Origin of the sequence: Streptomyces phyllanthi (assembly GCF_009377205.1) — a bacterium.
GTDB lineage: Bacteria > Actinomycetota > Actinomycetes > Streptomycetales > Streptomycetaceae > Streptomyces > Streptomyces phyllanthi.
This window is the reverse complement of record NZ_VJZE01000042.1, coordinates 1-15133: the sequence shown is the minus strand read 5'-3', so window position 1 is coordinate 15133 and position 15133 is coordinate 1. Positions and strand designations below refer to the sequence as shown.

Below are 15133 nucleotides of genomic sequence, written 5' to 3'. Positions count from 1 at the left end.
GGTGCTCGTCTTCGCCGCCTCCGACAAAGGGGGCACCGGCCGGTCCGTCACCAGCGCCAACCTCGCCTACCAGCGGGCGCTCCTGGGCGACGACGTCGCCTACGTGGACTTCGACTTCGGCTCACCCACCGCGGCCGCCGTCTTCGACGTCCCCGGCGCACTGCGCGGCATCAAGGAGAACGGCCTGCACTCCTATCTGGTGGGCGAGGTCGGGGAACCGGTCCGCGTCGACATCTGGAGCCGGACCGAGCACCCGGTGCTGCGGGACCGGCCGGGCGGCTCCGGGCGCCTCGTCCTGCTGCCGGGGGACGTCAGCGGCGGCGAGTTCGCCACCGACCAGGAGACGTTACGCCGCTGCGTCGACCTCATGCTCGATCTGACCAGCGAGTTCGACGTGGTCATCGTGGATCTGAGCGCCGGGCGCAGCTACGCCATGGACATGGTGCTGGAGGCGACCGCGCGACCCGAGCTCAGCGGCGTCGAGGCCCGCTGGCTGGTGTTCCACCGCTGGACCCGCCAGCATGTGATCGCCGCCTCCGGGCTGGTCTTCAAGGAGCACGGCATCCTGGACGGCGGGGCGGCCAGGGGCCACGACAAGGAGGCGCTGCGGGGCGCCATCCGCTTCGTACGGGCCGCGGTGCCCGACCTCGACTCGCCGCTGTGGTCCCAGGTTTCCCCCGCGCAGTCCGTCTGGATGGAGCGGTGCGACGAGTATCTGCGGCAGCTCGCCTCGGACCGCGGGATCGGCGACAGCGTGGTGCTGGGCACCGTGCCGCTCGAACCCATCCTGCAATGGCGCGAGCAGCTCATCACCGAGGTCGACGTGCTGTCCACACAGATCGCCGGCAAGGAGACCCTGGAGGCGCTGGAGGAACTCGCCCGCAGGCTCTTCGACGACGCGCGCTGGGGGCGGTCATGACCGGAGCCGTCTTCCGTGAGACCACCGCCGAGCCCCGCACCGAGTCCGTGGGGCTCGCCCATCTCTCCCTGGAACTCGGGCATTTGTACATGGAGGACTTCGAAGGCGGCCCGGACCGGCTGCGGGACCACTTCCGGCGGGTACGGCCCTGGGTGGACGCGGTCCGCGCCGACGCCACCGCCCTGGCGGGCGGCAAACGGCCCCGGATCAGCACCTGCTTCCTGATCGACGACTACTTCACCCGCTTCTCCTCGCCCGCCGAACTCGTGCCCCTGCTGCTCGACGAGGCCGACCGGGCGGGGCTCGTCATCGACTATCTCGCCCGGGAGTCGGCCTGCGCCGTCGCGGACGGGGTGCCGCTCGCGGAGTCCGTCGCGGGCCGCCTGGTCGAGTCACCCCCGCCCGGCAGCCACGGTCTGCGCCCGCCCGTCGGCCGGACCGGCTGGCTCGCCAACGGCGAACGCACGCCCGCCCAGCGCGCCCGGGAGGCGATGAAGTCCACCGCCGGCTGGCAGCCGCCCCGCGAGACCGCGGCGCGCCGGCACTCCGTCTTCATGGACGTCGAACTGTGGGACGACAAGGAGGGCCGCCGCACCTGGTCCTGCCCGTTCCTCGCGGCCGTGTGGCAGCTGGCCCGCCTCGGCCTGCTGCGCCACCACGGCGAGCCCGTACTGACCGCTTCCCCCCGCGCCCAGGGGGATTTCCCGCGCGACTGGGACGACCTGCCGCCGCTGCTCCGGCTGGGCGACTCCGCCGTCCCGTTCAGCGCCTACCGCACCTGCTCGGTGCTGCCGTCCCGGTTCCTGCCCGTCGAGCACGCCGTACGGATCGTGCTCGACCAGGTCGACGTGGACTCCAGGGCGTTGGAGCAGGCTGCGAGGCGTTCCGCCCAGGAGGGCATGCCGGTGCCCGGCTCCGTCGCGGACCGTGTCTCCTACGTCTTCTACACGGTGCCCTGACATGGACGCCCCGGTGGACACGACGCGTCCGGTCATCGCCTGTGGCGAGGTGCGCACCTGGCTGCTGCCCTCGTTCCGGCCGCTGGCCGCCCAGGAGGCCGCCCGGCTCCTCCTGCTGCGCGCCGACGAGCGGGTCCTGGTCTCCGAGCGCCCCAACCTGTACGCGCTCTCGCCGGACACGCTCACCGGGGTGGACTGCCGACTGCCCACCTCGAACGGTGCCAGGGTGCGGGTCGTCGGCACGGTGGCCGCCCGCGCCTCGCTCACCGAGGGCCGTGTCGTCCAGGCCACCGCCTACTTCCGCGCCCCGGCGACGGGCCCCGCCGCGCGTCAGCCGTGGGGCCACTACCTCGTACGGCCGGGCGTGCTCGAACCGCTCGGGAAGCTGCCCGAACAGGCCGTCGCACAGGGCGTTCTCGCGGGAGGGCGGCCCGGCGAGCTGGACCTCGGGCTGATCGCCGACGGCCTGCTCACCCGGCTCCGGCAGCATCCGCTGCTCCACAAGAACACGAGGGTGCCCTTCAAGTCCCGCCGCACCTCCCTGCGCTGGGTGGCGTTACCGGCCCCGGACGGCCAGGGACCCTCGATCGAGCGCTTCACGCTCGCCGAGGACGATCTGCGCACCGTGCGCTTACGGGTGCCCCGGGACACGGAGCCGTCCGCCGTGGCCGGACTGTGCGAGGACTTCGCCCTGCACGACTGGTTGCTCACCACGGTCGTCCGCATGATCGACGGCAAGCTCGTGCCCGTGGAGGGGCAGGCCGCCCTGAAGGCGCTGCGCCCCGCCGTCGAGCATCTGCTGCATCTGTGGATGCCCCGTGCGCGGGTCGACCGGACGCTGGCCCCGCTGTGGGATGTGCTCGAACAGGAGTCCGGGTTCACTCGCCAGTGGCGGACGCTGTCCCAGCGCATCCGGGACCAGTTGGCACTGCTGCAGACCATCGGGTCACTGCCCGAAGCACCGTTACACCGTGATGGCGCCGCCGAGAGCCGCCTCGGTACGGCGTCCTAGATGATCCCGACGGGGGGAGAAACGCAATGACAGGAGCGCAAGGAGCGACAACGACGAACCCGGGCCGGCCGGAGGGCATCCGTGTACCGCCCCTGCTGCTGAAGATACTGATCACCGCTCTGGTGACCATCCTCGCCTATGTGCTGACCAACGCGATCGACGAGAAACAGGGTGAGATGTGGAAGCTCACCGTCTCCCTCGTCATCGGCGGCTCGGCACTGATAGTCCAGTACCTGGTCGACTTCGAACGGCGGCTGGGGCAGATGGAGACGGGCCAGATCAACCGCGTCCGGGAGATGAAGGAGAGCCTGGCCGACCACCACCGCGGGATGACGGAACTGGTCGACGACCGCTTCGCCCGGATCAGCGAGGCCACCGAGCTCTTCAGCGATGTGGACAGCTCGGTGCTCCGCTCCGACGGAGTGACCAGCCTGGCCCGCAGCGCCACGAAGGTGGGCCGGCTGAACAACGAACTCGTGAACACCTTCGCCGGCAAGGAGATCGACCGTCTCGCGACCCTGCTGGAGAACCTCAGCAACCGCAACGCCGACTGCTCGGGGGAGAACCACGACTGGCTCATCGACGTCACCGAGTGCATCAAGCACAGCCTCGACGCCATCAGCACCTCCGTGGACCGCGACTTCTGGAACAGCGAGCCCGCGGGCCGCTATCTGGAGGCGCAGAGCGACGCGATCGAGCGCGGGGTGAAGATCCGGCGCCTGTTCCTGGTGAACACCCCCGACGACATCGACGAGATGCTGACGAAGATCTGCGAGGACCAGAACCTGCTGGGCATCGACGCCCATATCGTGGCCCTGTCCGAACTGCCGCACCGGGCACGGCTGGGCACCAAGAACGACTTCATCGTGTTCGACGAGGAACTCGTCTACAAGATGGGGCAGGACACGCAGGACGTGGTCGACAGAACCATCCTCGACGCCCGCCCCGCGGAGATCAGGGAGTGCCTCAGGCGCTTCAACGGGTTCTGGGCCGCCACGCAGAACCTCACGATGGGCGGCGGCGAACCGGCACCGAGGACGACGCCCCCCTCCTAGGCGTGGGCAGCGGCGGTTGCGGCGGGCCTCGGCGGAGATGTCCGGCGCGTCCGTGCAGCAGGCGCCGTCGCTCTCCTCGGGGCTCGCGCGATGACGCCCCGGATCAGGGACCGTCGTGCCCGGAAGTCCCTGACCCGGGGCCTCCCCCGGATGGCGGTGCCCGGCTTCCCCCTCAGCGCCTGTCACCTTTTCGGCCGGCCGGGCGGTGAGGATCGCCCGGCTGGCTCGTTGTCCCCCGACAAGGCACCAGCGTCGCGCAAGGAGCTGCAAGTTCCCTGCAAGTCCACGGCAAGACGTCCCGTGGACTTGCAGGGGACTACCGGGGGACCATGCCGGCAAGGCGTCCCGCCAGGGGGTCACGGCCGCCGCGGTGCCCGGGGCCAGGGCTCGTACCGTTCGCGGGCCTCGCAGGCGGTGAACATGCCCATCGCCTCGGTGCGCAGCGCCGCCGCCCCCGCCTCGTCGCCCAGCGCCTCGCGCACCGTGGCCAGGTCCCGCAGGGCGCGGGCGCGGGGGAGGCGCAGGTCCAGCTCCTCCCAGCCGACGACCGCGGTCTTCAGCTGCTGCTCCGCCTCGGTGAGCCGGCCGTCGGCCAGCGCGCACTCGCCGAGGGTGCGCAGGGTGATCGTTTCGCCGAACCGGTCCTGGTGGGCCCGGCAGACATCGAGGACCCGGCGCAGCTCCGATTCGGCCTCCCGCGTCCGCCCCAGCCGCAGCGTCGCCTTCGCCCGGGCCCGCCCGGCGTACGCGGCCATCAGCGGATCCCCCACGCCGCTCAGGATCTCCGCCGCCTGCCCGGCCAGCCGCACCGCCGTGCCGTACTCGCCGAGCGAGCGGTGCACCAGGCTGAGCGTGCGCAGGGCGAGGGCCTCGCCGCGCCGGCTGCCCTGCCGCCGGTACGCGCGCACCGACTCGTCGAGCAGCAGGCCCGCCGTCTCGTGGTCGCCGAGTTCGAGCCGTACGGAGCCGGCGTACCGGCAGGCGAGACCGACACCGGTGCAGTCGCCGATCCGCCGGAAGCCGTCGGCCGCGTCGGCGAGGGCCTGTTCGGCGGCGCGCAGGGCGCCCAGCTCCCGGCAGGCGCTGCCGACGCCCGTGAGGGCGGCGGACCGGCCGCGTACGTCGCCCAGGTCCGCGCAGAGCCGCTCCGCCTGCCGGAAGTAGTCCAGGGCCTCGGCGCAGCGGTCCTGCTCGTAGCGCAGCTGTCCCAGGCCGATGAGCAGCAGCGCCTCACCCGAGAGGTCCTCGGCGCGCCGGGCGGCGGCCAGGGCCGCGTCATGGCTGCGCCACCAGGCGTCGAAACGGTTGCTGATGGCGAACGACGAGGAACACAACGCCGCCGCGGCCTCACAGGCCGGCGAGTGCAACCCCAGCGCGGCGGCCCGCTCGACAGCCGTGGTCAACGCGTCGGCCTCGGCATCGAACCAGGTGAACGGGTCGTCCAGGGCCCGCTGGGCGGTCCGGGCGCTGACCGGGGCGGGGGAGTCCCCCGACCTCTCGGTGTCGCCGAGGGGCCGCGCGCCACCCGCCAGGGTCTGGCGCAGGACCACCGCGCCCGGGGGTGCGGCCTCCGTCACCCGGTGCATCAGCCAGAGGCCTGCGGAGAGGGCTCGGCCCACGGCCGCGGTGCGTTCCGCGGGCGGGTCCTCGGTCTCGGCGCGTTCGGCGGCGTAGACCCGGACCAGGTCGTGCAGCCGGTAGCGGGGCTGGCCCACCTGGTCCGTGCCGGGACAGACCAGCAACTGCGCGTCCACCAGCCGCTCCAGTACCGTCTCCGCCTCGTCCTCCGGTACGTCGGCCAGCGCGGCCACCGTCCAGGCGGCGACGTCGGCCGAGCCCAGCGTGGCGAGGCGGCGCAGCACCCGGCGGGAGGCGGCGTCCAGTGCCTGGTAGCTGAGGCCGAGGCTGGCCCGTACCTCCAGATCGCCGACGGACAGCTCGTCCAGCCGACGCCGTTCGTCCGCGAGCCGGCCGGCGAGCATCCCGGGCGTCCAGTGCCGTCGGGTCGCCAGCCGTGCCCCCGCGATCCGCAGGGCCAGCGGCAGCCCGCCGCACAGTTCCACGATCCGCCGCGCGGCGCTCTCCTCCCCTGGGTCCGCCCACGTGGGCCGCACGTCGACGACCCGGGCCAGCAGCTCCAGTCCGCGGTCGTCGTCCAGGACGTCGAGGTCGGTCCGCCGGGCGCCCACCAGCCCGCCGAGCCGCGTCCGTGAGGTGACCAGTACCCCGCAGTCCGCACCGCCCGGCAGCAGCGGCCGCACCTGCGACTCGCTGCCCGCGTCGTCGAGGACCAGCAGGATGCGGCGCCCCGCGACCAGGCTCCGGAAGAGATCCCCGCGCTCGGCCGGGTCCTCGGGCGGGTCCGCGCCCAGCGCGCGCAGCAGCCGCCCGAGGACCTCACCGGGCGGCACGGGATCGCTGAACCCGTGCAGCTCGGCGTAGAGCTGACCGTCCGGATACTCCGCAGCCACCTGGTGCGCCGCCCGTACGGCGAGGGCCGACTTCCCGACGCCCGCGGGCCCGGACACCACGACGACGGGTGTCGCCCCGCGCGGCCCCGTCAGGGACCCGACGACCTCCGCCAGCTCCGTCTCCCGCCCCGTGAAGTCACCGATGCCGGGCGGCAGGAGCGACACCGGGCGCGGCGGCGGCGCCGGGCGCTCCGGGGCGGCGGCCACGGTCCGCGGGCCGGGCAGCAGCGCGGGCTCGGCCCGCAGGATCGCCTCGTGCAGCCGGTTCAGCCCGGGACCGGGATCGATCCCCAACTCGCCGACGAGTACGGCACGCCCCTCCTCGTACACCGCGAGAGCGTCCGCCTGCCGCCCGAGCCGGTACAGGGCGAGCATCAGCCGGCCGCGCAGCGGCTCCCGAGTGGGGTGCGCCGCGACCAGCGCGGTGAGCTCCGTGACGAGCTCCGCCTCCCGCCCCGTGAGCTCCAGCTCGGCGCCGATCCGCTCCTCCAGGGCCGCCTGCCGGGCCTCCTCCAGCCGCACCGCCTCGTCGCGCAGGGCGCCTCCCACCCCACCGAGCGCCGGGCCGCGCCACAGCGCCAGCGCCTCGCGCAGGGCCCGGGCGGCGGCCCGGTGGTCCCCTTCGGCCGAGGCCCGCCGCCCCTCGGCGGTCAGCTCCTCGAACCGTACGAGATCGACCAGGCCGGCCCCCGGACGCAAGCGATACCCCGGTGGCCGCGTCTCGATCGACTCCCCGGCCTCCCGGGGCAGGGCACGCCGCAGCGCGGAGACGTACGACTGCACCAGGGCCCGCGCCGTGCCGGGCGGTTCCTCGCCCCAGACGGCGTCGACCAGTGCGTCGGCGGGCACGACCTGCCCGGCCCGCAGGAGCAGCACGGCCAGCAGCGCACGCGGCTTGGGCCCGCCGAGCCGGACGGGCATGCCGCCGTTCCACGCCTCGACCGGACCGAGCAAGCGGTATTCCAGCTCCACGGGCCCCATCCTCCGTGCCGTCGGCCCGAGGCGACAGCGGTTGCTCACGCAACTCTTGACGCGGATGTACGGCGCCGTGGTTTCCCCGTGAGCATGATGCGCCGGTGAGTTGGGGGAAAGCCGGGGGCCTGGCGAATTTTCCGGGTGGACCGGGCGGAGATCCACCGGGAGGCGGACCGGCTCCCGCACTGTGTGATCCATCGTTTTCTCGCCGGGCGTGACCGAAAAGGCCGTCGCTTTTCGGAACGCCGTCAATCAGCCGTCCGGAGCGCAGATTCCAGCGAGTCTAGACGCGGAGCGTCACCATGGAGACACGAAGGGTGAAACTCGATGGTGCGGGGGAGCACCGGTGAAAGTGGACGACGACGTACTCGGGGGACGACACTCGGCGCGCCGCGCCGGAGAGGCGGAGGAAACGGTGAAGCAATCGCGGCAGGCGTTCGCGAGGACCGGACGTCGCGTGGCCGCCGTCGCGGCCCGCTCCGCGGCGGCGTCGAGGTGAGCGCGGGAGGGACGAGGCCGCCGATCGGGTCGTACGCCGTCGACACCAGCAACGGAAGGGTGGGCCAGGTCCTGGGGCACGAGGGGCCGTACGTACGGCTGAGACCCGTCGGCGGCGGACGGGAGTGGGACTGCGCGCCCGAGTCCCTCCGTGCCGCGACGACGATAGAGCGGCTGCGCGCGGCGACGGCCTACGAGAACGCGAGGAGCCGGGGCGAGGTTCCCTGACGTGCGTCTCGGGCCCTTGGCTCCTCGGTTCCCCGCCCCTCGGGGACTTCAGGCTTCGGGGCACGTGCGCCGTGGGTGAGAATGGGGCCCATGAGTCTGTTCCGCGACGACGGCATCGTGCTGCGCACCCAGAAGCTGGGTGAGGCGGACCGGATCATCACGCTGCTCACCCGGGGACACGGGCGCGTGCGGGCCGTGGCACGCGGAGTACGGCGCACCAGGTCGAAGTTCGGGGCGCGGCTGGAGCCGTTCTCGCACGTGGACGTGCAGTTCTTCGCACGCGGGAGCGAGCTCGTCGGACGCGGCCTGCCGCTGTGCACACAGAGCGAGACCATCGCCCCCTACGGAGGGGGCATCGTGAGCGACTACGCCCGCTACACCGCCGGCACCGCCATGCTGGAGACCGCCGAGCGGTTCACCGACCACGAGGGCGAGCCCGCCGTGCAGCAGTACCTGCTGCTCGTCGGCGGGTTGCGTACCCTCGCCCGCGGCGAGCACGAGCCGCACCTGGTGCTCGACGCCTTCCTGCTGCGTTCCCTCGCCGTCAACGGGTACGCGCCCAGTTTCGGCGACTGCGCGAAGTGCGGGCTGCCGGGGCCGAACCGGTTCTTCTCGGTGGCGTCCGGGGGGTCCGTCTGCGCCGACTGCCGGGTGCCCGGCAGCGTCGTACCCTCTCCGCAGGCCCTGGCCCTGCTCGGTGCGCTGCTGACGGGGGACTGGGAGACCGCGGACGCGTGCGAGCCGCGGTACGTCAGGGAGGGGAGCGGGCTGGTGTCCGCCTACCTGCACTGGCACATGGAGCGCGGACTGCGCTCGCTGCGCTACGTGGAGAAGTAGCCGCAGCAGCACGTGAGCACATGAGTACCCAAGAGGAGACGAGACCACATGGCCGTACGCGGGTTCCTGGGGCGCCAGCGCCGCGAGTACAGGACGCCGGAGCCGCATCCCTCCGGCGCCCGCGCACCGAAGCTTCCCGGCGAACTGGTCCCGAAGCACGTGGCGATCGTCATGGACGGGAACGGACGCTGGGCCAAGGAGCGCGGACTGCCCCGCACCGAGGGGCACAAGGTCGGCGCCGAGCGGGTCCTCGACGTCCTCCAGGGCGCGATCGAGATGGGCGTCGGAAGCATCTCGCTGTACGCCTTCTCCACCGAGAACTGGAAGCGCTCGCCGGACGAGGTGCGCTTCCTGATGAACTTCAACCGTGACTTCATCCGCAAGACCCGGGACACGCTCGACGAGCTGGGGGTCCGGGTGCGCTGGGTGGGCCGTATGCCCAAGCTGTGGAAGTCGGTGGCCAAGGAGCTCCAGGTCGCCCAGGAGCAGACCAAGGACAACGACCGGCTCACGCTGTACTTCTGCATGAACTACGGCGGCCGCGCCGAGATCGCCGACGCGGCGCAGGCGCTGGCGGAGGACGTACGGGCGGGGCGGCTCGACCCGTCGAAGGTCAACGAGAAGACCTTCGCGAGGTACCTCTACTACCCGGACATGCCCGAGGTGGACCTGTTCCTGCGGCCGAGCGGTGAGCAGCGCACCTCCAACTACCTGATCTGGCAGAGCGCCTACGCCGAGATGGTCTTCCAGGACGTGCTGTGGCCGGACTTCGACCGGCGTGACCTGTGGCGGGCCTGCGTGGAGTTCGTGTCACGGGACCGCCGCTTCGGGGGCGCCATTCCGAACGAGGAACTGCTGGCGATGGAGGGGCGGCCCGAGGAGGGCTGACCAGGAGCGACACGATCCCGCCTCATGGCCAGGGACATGGTCATGGACATGGGGCGGGACGACACGCGGGACCCGGCCGAGCGGGACACCGTCGATCTGGTGCACCTGCCCGAGGCGGCGGACTACTCGGCCGCGCTCAGGGAACGTACGGGGATCAGCCGGGCGGGCTGACGTCCGCCCCGGTCAGGGCGAGCACGCCGTTCAGGCCCGCGGCTCCGCCGACGCCGACAGGCTCCGCGCGCTCCTCGACCGCAACCGGCTGGTCCGGCTGGTCCGGCTGGTCCGGCTGTAGGGCGGACCCGCCCGTCCGAACGCTCCGCGGAGCGACGCCGACGCTACGAGGTCTTCGCCGCGCACTCCGCGCACGTGCCGAAGATCTCGACCGTGTGCGCCACGTTCACATAGCCGTGTTCCGCCGCGATCGCGTCGGCCCACTTCTCGACCGCCGGGCCCTCCACCTCCACCGCCTTGCCGCACACACGGCACACGAGGTGGTGGTGGTGCTCACCCGTGGAGCAGCGGCGGTAGACCGACTCGCCTTCCGAGGTGCGCAGGACGTCGACCTCGCCCGCCTCGGCGAGGGACTGCAGGGTGCGGTAGACCGTGGTGAGCCCGACCGAGTCGCCCTTGTGCTTGAGCATGTCGTGCAGGTCCTGTGCGCTGCGGAACTCGTCGACCTCGTCGAGTGCCGCAGCCACGGCTGCACGCTGCCGGGTGGATCGGCCCCGTACGGGTCCAGCGGTCGTCACCGTTGCCTCCTCACGTCTGCGCCTTGCCGGGCCATTGTGCCAGCCCGGTCTGAGGGCGGTCAGGCGCCGCCGCCGTCCGGTGAACCGCGGCCGGCCGGGACGGTCTGCTTGCCGGTCTCCGGTCCCGTCTCCGGTATGGCGCACTCCGCCGGGTCGCCCGCGCCCTGCTCCACGGCCCTCGCACGGCGCCTGGCCAGCGGTGCGGCCAGCGCGGTGAGCAGCAGGAACGCGGCGATGGTGAGCAGCACGATCGTCGCGCCGGGCGGCACGTCCTGGTAGTACGACGTGATCGTGCCGCTGATCGTCACGGCGACCCCGATGGCCACGGCGATCGCGAACGTCGCGGCGAAACTGCGGGTGAGCTGCTGGGCCGCCGCCACCGGCACCACCATGAGCGCCGAGACCAGCAGCAGCCCGACCACGCGCATCGCGACGGTGACGGTGACCGCCGCCGTCACCGCGGTGAGCAGGTTCAGGGCGCGCACCGGCAGGCCCGTGACCCGGGCGAACTCCTCGTCCTGGCTGACGGCGAACAACTGGCGGCGCAGCCCGATCGTCACCAGCACCACGAACGCCGCGAGCAGGCAGATCGCCGTCACGTCCGTCTCGGACACCGTGGACAGCGAGCCGAAGAGGTACGAGGTGAGATTGGCGGTGGAGCCCGTCGGCGCGAGGTTGATGAACATCACACCGCCCGCCATGCCCCCGTAGAAGAGCATCGCCAGCGCGATGTCGCCGCGCGTCCTGCCGTACCAGCGGATCAGCTCCATGAGCACCGCGCCCAGGACGGACACCGCGGTCGCCATCCACACCGGTGACCAGGACAGCAGGAAGCCGAGGCCCACGCCCGTCATCGCGACATGGCCGATGCCGTCGCCCATGAGGGCCTGGCGGCGCTGGACGAGATAGATGCCGATCGCGGGCGCGGTGACGCCGACGAGGACGGCGGCGAGCAGGGCCCGCTGCATGAAGGCGTAGTTCAGGAGTTCCATCGGTGGTCCCGTCAGCTCAGCAGGCCCGTACGGACCGGCTCCGCGCCGGACGCCGCGTGCGGGTGGACGTGGTCGTGGCCCGGCAGCGCGTGCTGGCCGACCGCCTTGGGGGGCGGTCCGTCGTGGAGCACACAGCCGTCGCGGAGGACGACCGCGCGGTCGATCAGCGGCTCCAGCGGGCCGAGTTCGTGCAGGACCAGCAGGACGGTCGTGCCCTTGGCGACCTGTTCGCGCAAGGTGGCCGCGAGAACCTCCTGGCTGGCCAGGTCGACGCCCGCCATGGGCTCGTCCATGATCAGCAGCTCGGGTTCGGAGGCCAGGGAGCGGGCGATCAGCACCCGCTGGTGCTGGCCGCCGGACAGGGCGTCCACCGAGTCCTTGGCGCGGTCCGCCATGCCCACCAGGTCGAGGGCCTGGCGTATGGCCTCGTGGTCGGCCCCGCGGAGGAGGCCGAAGCGGGCCCGGGAGAGACGGCCGGAGGCGACCACCTCGGTCACCGTCGCGGGGACACCGCCCGCGGCCGTGGTGCGCTGCGGCACGTACCCGACCCTCTTCCAGTCGCGGAAGCGGGCGCGCGGCGTGCCGAAGATCTCGATCTCGCCGGCACTCACGGGGACCTGGCCGATGATGCCGCGCACCGCCGTGGACTTGCCGGAGCCGTTGGCGCCGAGCAGCGCGACGACCTCACCGCTGCGCACGGTGAGGTCGATACCGCGCAGGACGGTGCGCGAGCCCAGCTCGGCACGGACGCCGCGCAGGGATATCACGGGCTCGCTCATGATGCGTCCTCCAGAGGGGCAGCAGGGTCGACAGAGGCTACGGGCAAGGGGGCGACGGAGTCACTTGGCGCCGAGTGCGGACTCCAGCGCCTTGAGGTTGGCCTCCATGACCGCGAAGTAGTCGTCGCCGCGGGACTTCTCGGTGATGCCCTCGATGGGGTCGAGGACGTCCGTCTTCAGCTTCGCGTCGTTGGCGAGAGTCTTCGCGGTCCGGTCGCTGACGAGTGTCTCGTAGAAGACCGTGGTGACGCCGTCGGCCTTCGCCATCTTCTCAAGTTCCCTGACGCGCGCGGCGCTGGGCTCGGACTCCGGGTCCAGACCGCTGATGGCCTCCTCGGTGAGACCGTAGCGCTCGGCGAGGTAGCCGAAGGCGGCGTGTGTGGTGATGAACACCTTGGACCCGGTGTCCTTGAGCCCGCTCTTGAACTGGGAGTCGAGGGCGCCGAGCTTCTCGACCAGGGCCTCGGTGTTCGTCTTGTAGGTGTCCGCGTGCTCCGGGTCCGCCTTCTCGAAGGCGGCGCCGACGCCCTTGGCGATCTCGGCGTACTTCACGGGGTCGAGCCAGACGTGGGGGTCCTTGCCGCCGTGCTCGTCGCCGTGCTCCTCGCCCTCCTCCTCGCCGTGCTCGTCTTCGTGCTCGGCCGCGTGGCCGCCGACCTCGTCGCCGTGCTCCTCCAGGGAGGTCAGCGTGGCGGCGTCGATCTTCGTCTTGATCTCGGACTGGGTGACGGCGTCGTCGACGGAGGGCTGGAGGCCCTTGAGGTAGAGCACCGCGTCCGACTCCTGGAGCTGGGCGGTCTGCCGGGCGCTGATCTCCAGGTCGTGCGGCTCCTGGCCGGGTTCGGTGAGACTGGTGACGTTCACGTGCGTCCCGCCGATCTGCTCGGCGAGGAAGGCCATCGGGTAGAACGACGCCACGACGTCGAACTTGTCCGTGTTGCCGGCCGCGGCGGACGAGCCCGAGCACGCCGTGAGGGTTCCGAGGCCGAGGACGGTGGCCGCCGCGACCGCGGTCCCGGATATGAGGTGTCGTCGTACTACGTTCATGACAGTCATTTTCAGCAAAGTTGGAAATGATTGTCAACAAGCGCCGTTAAGACCCCAGGTAAGAGTGATGTAAGGACGGGGGTCGGGGGCCAGGTGGCCGCTTTGCGACCCCTTGCGTTCCCTTGCGGCTTCTCCGTGCCGAACCGATTTGATTGGAGGGGAGCCCCCGCCGGTAATCTGAAGCATTCGCTCTGAGGCGCATCGTTCCCTCCAGGAGCGCATCCGCTTCGTCGCCCGTCGTCGTAATGAAGAGAGCACCGTGGCCGCCGACAAGATCGACACCATCGTCAGCCTGAGCAAGCGCCGTGGCTTCGTATTCCCGTGCAGCGAGATCTACGGTGGCCAGCGTGCCGCCTGGGACTACGGACCGCTGGGTGTCGAGCTCAAGGAGAACATCAAGCGTCAGTGGTGGCGCTACATGGTGACCTCGCGCGAGGACGTCGTCGGTATCGACTCGTCCGTGATCCTCGCCTCCGAGGTGTGGGTCGCCTCCGGTCACGTCGCCACCTTCACGGACCCCCTCACCGAGTGCACCTCCTGTCACAAGCGGTTCCGCGCGGACCACCTGGAGGAGGCGTACGAGGAGAAGAAGGGCCGCGTCCCGGAGAACGGCCTGGCCGACATCAACTGCCCCAACTGCGGCAACAAGGGCCAGTTCACCGAGCCCAAGCAGTTCTCGGGTCTGCTCTCCACCCACCTCGGCCCGACCCAGGACAGCGGCTCGATCGCCTACCTGCGCCCCGAGACCGCGCAGGGCATCTTCACCAACTTCGGCCAGGTGCAGACCACCTCGCGCCGCAAGCCGCCGTTCGGCATCGCGCAGATGGGCAAGTCGTTCCGCAACGAGATCACGCCGGGCAACTTCATCTTCCGCACCCGTGAGTTCGAGCAGATGGAGATGGAGTTCTTCGTCAAGCCGGGCGAGGACGAGAAGTGGCAGGAGTACTGGATGCAGGAGCGGTGGAACTGGTACACCGGCCTGGGTCTGAGCGAAGAGAACATGCGCTGGTACGAGCACCCGCAGGAGAAGCTCTCCCACTACTCCAAGCGCACCGCCGACATCGAGTACCGCTTCCAGTTCGGCGGCAGTGAGTGGGGCGAGCTGGAGGGTGTCGCCAACCGCACGGACTACGACCTGGGCGCCCACTCCAAGGCCTCCGGCCAGGACCTCTCCTATTTCGACCAGGAGGCCGGCGAGCGCTGGACTCCGTACGTGATCGAGCCCGCGGCGGGTGTCGGCCGTACGATGCTGGCCTTCCTGCTGGACGCGTACGTCGAGGACGAGGCGCCCAACGCCAAGGGCAAGATGGAGAAGCGGACCGTGCTGCGGCTCGACCCGCGCCTCGCCCCGGTGAAGGTCGCGGTTCTCCCGCTGTCCCGCAACCCGGAGCTGTCCCCGAAGGCCAAGGGTCTGGCCCAGGCGCTGCGCCAGCACTGGAACATCGAGTTCGACGACGCGGGCGCGATCGGGCGGCGTTACCGGCGCCAGGACGAGATCGGTACGCCGTTCTGCGTGACCGTGGACTTCGACACGCTGGACGACAACGCGGTGACGGTACGTGAGCGTGACTCGATGAAGCAGGAGCGGGTGTCTCTGGACCAGATCGAGGGGTACCTGGCGGGGCGTCTGATCGGCTGCTAGGCGCGCTATCGCTGTCGCTGGATGGGGCGGCAGGGGCTGTTCTCGCCCCTGCCGCCCCTACCCGTTCCCGTCCCCTGGGGGC

General features: G+C 71.5%; 14 protein-coding genes. 9 read left to right on the top strand and 5 right to left on the bottom strand.

Features of this window, described 5'->3' with window-relative positions; translation table 11 throughout:
- Position 1 precedes the first annotated feature (1 nt).
- From FNH04_RS09250 to FNH04_RS09235, 4 genes are read left to right on the top strand one after another with little or no spacing between them, the layout of a single operon-like run.
- Positions 2–919 carry an SCO2523 family variant P-loop protein gene (locus FNH04_RS09250; protein WP_322722802.1) on the top strand — a complete coding sequence of 306 codons (918 nt, stop codon included), beginning with the start codon at positions 2–4 and terminating at the stop codon, positions 917–919.
- Complete coding sequence (locus tag FNH04_RS09245; protein WP_152782215.1) at positions 916–1878, top strand: SCO2522 family protein; 963 nt, start codon at positions 916–918, stop codon at positions 1876–1878. The genes FNH04_RS09250 and FNH04_RS09245 overlap by 4 nt, the downstream gene beginning before the upstream one ends.
- Before the next feature lies 1 nt (position 1879).
- Complete coding sequence (locus FNH04_RS09240; RefSeq protein WP_152782213.1) at positions 1880–2890, top strand: SCO2521 family protein; 1011 nt, start codon at positions 1880–1882, stop codon at positions 2888–2890.
- A 26-nt stretch (positions 2891–2916) separates the two neighbouring features.
- Positions 2917–3945 (top strand): DUF6879 family protein, encoded by a 1029-nt coding sequence (locus FNH04_RS09235; protein WP_152782211.1) that lies wholly within the window; start codon positions 2917–2919, stop codon positions 3943–3945.
- A 356-nt stretch (positions 3946–4301) separates the two neighbouring features.
- Here the strand turns inward: FNH04_RS09235 and FNH04_RS09230 are convergent, their stop codons facing one another.
- Positions 4302–7388, bottom strand: coding sequence for an AfsR/SARP family transcriptional regulator (locus tag FNH04_RS09230; protein ID WP_322722801.1), 3087 nt, complete (start codon positions 7386–7388; stop codon positions 4302–4304).
- 498 nt (positions 7389–7886) lie between these two features.
- Between FNH04_RS09230 and FNH04_RS09225 the strand changes: the two genes are divergently transcribed.
- From FNH04_RS09225 to FNH04_RS46455, 4 genes are all read left to right on the top strand, one after another.
- Complete coding sequence (locus FNH04_RS09225; RefSeq protein WP_152782207.1) at positions 7887–8117, top strand: hypothetical protein; 231 nt, start codon at positions 7887–7889, stop codon at positions 8115–8117.
- Positions 8118–8207: 90 nt separating this feature from the next.
- A complete protein-coding gene (gene recO, locus FNH04_RS09220; RefSeq protein WP_152782205.1) occupies positions 8208–8954 on the top strand; it encodes a DNA repair protein RecO in 747 nt (248 codons plus the stop codon).
- A 48-nt stretch (positions 8955–9002) separates the two neighbouring features.
- Complete coding sequence (locus FNH04_RS09215; protein WP_152782202.1) at positions 9003–9842, top strand: isoprenyl transferase; 840 nt, start codon at positions 9003–9005, stop codon at positions 9840–9842.
- Positions 9843–9866: 24 nt separating this feature from the next.
- Entirely contained in the window at positions 9867–10013 is a 147-nt protein-coding gene (locus FNH04_RS46455) for a hypothetical protein (RefSeq protein ID WP_194236611.1), read from the top strand.
- 164 nt (positions 10014–10177) lie between these two features.
- On the opposite strand, the gene FNH04_RS09210 is transcribed toward FNH04_RS46455, so the two are convergent.
- Genes FNH04_RS09210 through FNH04_RS09195 form a run of 4 tightly spaced genes read right to left on the bottom strand, consistent with a single transcriptional unit; the run spans position 10178 to position 13409 of the window.
- Positions 10178–10591 carry a Fur family transcriptional regulator gene (locus FNH04_RS09210; RefSeq protein WP_322722799.1) on the bottom strand — a complete coding sequence of 138 codons (414 nt, stop codon included), beginning with the start codon at positions 10589–10591 and terminating at the stop codon, positions 10178–10180.
- A 59-nt stretch (positions 10592–10650) separates the two neighbouring features.
- Positions 10651–11583 (bottom strand): metal ABC transporter permease, encoded by a 933-nt coding sequence (locus FNH04_RS09205; RefSeq protein ID WP_152782200.1) that lies wholly within the window; start codon positions 11581–11583, stop codon positions 10651–10653.
- An 11-nt stretch (positions 11584–11594) separates the two neighbouring features.
- Positions 11595–12362 (bottom strand): metal ABC transporter ATP-binding protein, encoded by a 768-nt coding sequence (locus FNH04_RS09200; RefSeq protein ID WP_152782197.1) that lies wholly within the window; start codon positions 12360–12362, stop codon positions 11595–11597.
- 60 nt (positions 12363–12422) lie between these two features.
- The gene (locus FNH04_RS09195) at positions 12423–13409 is read right to left on the bottom strand and encodes a metal ABC transporter substrate-binding protein (RefSeq protein ID WP_152782195.1); all 987 of its coding nucleotides are present in this window, start codon (positions 13407–13409) and stop codon (positions 12423–12425) included.
- A gap of 259 nt (positions 13410–13668) precedes the next feature.
- Between FNH04_RS09195 and FNH04_RS09190 the strand changes: the two genes are divergently transcribed.
- Positions 13669–15051: a glycine--tRNA ligase gene (locus FNH04_RS09190; RefSeq protein WP_322722798.1), complete on the top strand. Its 1383-nt coding sequence runs from the start codon at positions 13669–13671 to the stop codon at positions 15049–15051.
- The last annotated feature ends 82 nt before the right edge of the window (positions 15052–15133 follow it).

Coding starts and splice junctions, on each gene's coding strand:
- FNH04_RS09245 (WP_152782215.1), top strand. CDS start 916: ATGACCGGAGCCGTCTTCCGTGAGACCACCGCCGAGCCCCGCACCGAG.
- FNH04_RS09240 (WP_152782213.1), top strand. CDS start 1,880: ATGGACGCCCCGGTGGACACGACGCGTCCGGTCATCGCCTGTGGCGAG.
- FNH04_RS09235 (WP_152782211.1), top strand. CDS start 2,917: ATGACAGGAGCGCAAGGAGCGACAACGACGAACCCGGGCCGGCCGGAG.
- recO (WP_152782205.1), top strand. CDS start 8,208: ATGAGTCTGTTCCGCGACGACGGCATCGTGCTGCGCACCCAGAAGCTG.
- FNH04_RS09215 (WP_152782202.1), top strand. CDS start 9,003: ATGGCCGTACGCGGGTTCCTGGGGCGCCAGCGCCGCGAGTACAGGACG.
- FNH04_RS46455 (WP_194236611.1), top strand. CDS start 9,867: ATGGCCAGGGACATGGTCATGGACATGGGGCGGGACGACACGCGGGAC.
- FNH04_RS09205 (WP_152782200.1), bottom strand. CDS start 11,583: ATGGAACTCCTGAACTACGCCTTCATGCAGCGGGCCCTGCTCGCCGCC.
- FNH04_RS09200 (WP_152782197.1), bottom strand. CDS start 12,362: ATGAGCGAGCCCGTGATATCCCTGCGCGGCGTCCGTGCCGAGCTGGGC.
- FNH04_RS09195 (WP_152782195.1), bottom strand. CDS start 13,409: ATGAACGTAGTACGACGACACCTCATATCCGGGACCGCGGTCGCGGCG.